1 rRNA gene is annotated in these 1089 nt (G+C 59.2%); it reads right to left on the reverse strand.

Features of this window, described 5'->3' with window-relative positions:
* A 23S ribosomal RNA gene (locus ACZ6YG_RS44620) occupies nucleotides 1-738 on the reverse strand; the annotation flags it as partial.
* Nucleotides 739-1089: the final 351 nt, after the last annotated feature.

Below are 1089 nucleotides of genomic sequence, written 5' to 3' on the forward strand. Positions count from 1 at the left end.
CTCGCTTTCGCTACGGCTCCCCCACACGGGTTAACCTCGCCACACACCATAACTCGCAGGCTCATTCTTCAAAAGGCACGCAGTCACATCACACAACAGCAAGCTGTTGTAAGCTCCTACGGCTTGTAGGCACACGGTTTCAGGTACTCTTTCACGACCCCTCACCGGGGCACTTTTCACCTTTCCCTCACGGTACTCGTGCACTATCGGTCACCAGGGAGTATTTAGGCTTACCAGGTGGTCCTGGCAGATTCACACAGGATTTCTCGGGCCCCGTGCTACTTGGGATCCCCTCCAGCAGTCGACAAGGTTTCGCCTACCCGGCTCTCACGGTCTACGGCAGCCCTTCCCAGAGCTTTCGACTACCCCATCGATTTCTCACTGCTTGGCCGACCGGCAGATCGACCCAGAAGGTCCCACAACCCCGGACATGCAACGCCTGCCGGCTATCACACACGCCCGGTTTAGCCTCCTCCGCTTTCGCTCACCACTACTCACGGAATCACTCTTGTTTTCTCTTCCTACGGGTACTGAGATGTTTCACTTCCCCGCGTTACCACCAACCGCCCTATACATTCAGGCGGAGGCAACACCACATGACTGGTGCTAGGTTTCCCCATTCGGACATCCCCGGATCAACGTCTGGTTGGCGACTCCCCGAGGCTTAACGCAGCCTCCCACGTCCTTCATCGGCTCCTGATGCCAAGGCATCCACCGTGTGCCCTTAAAAACTTGGCCACAAAGATGCTCGCGTCCACTATGCAAATCTCAAACAACAAACAGCAACCACACCCAAGCCCCCACCAAGGGGAAACTCTTCGATGGTCCTGTGCTGAGGTCCCACAGACAGGCGGGCCCACCCGAACGAGTGGGCCCAGCTGGTCCGTTTCCTCAGGACCCAACAGTGTGTCCAACCAGTCTCGACCCTCCGCCGCACGCTCCCACTCCCCCGTCGCCGGGGGCGGTACTAGCGCGGTGACAACCGAGACCGGTTGAGTAGCCAGTGCTCCACTAGTGAGCTGCCGTGTGCAAGACGTTCGCTTGCAGGCACAGCGTGGACCAGGGCGGTCAGGCCCCGGCCGGTGCTCC

Source organism: Nonomuraea sp. NPDC054003 (assembly GCF_055585125.1).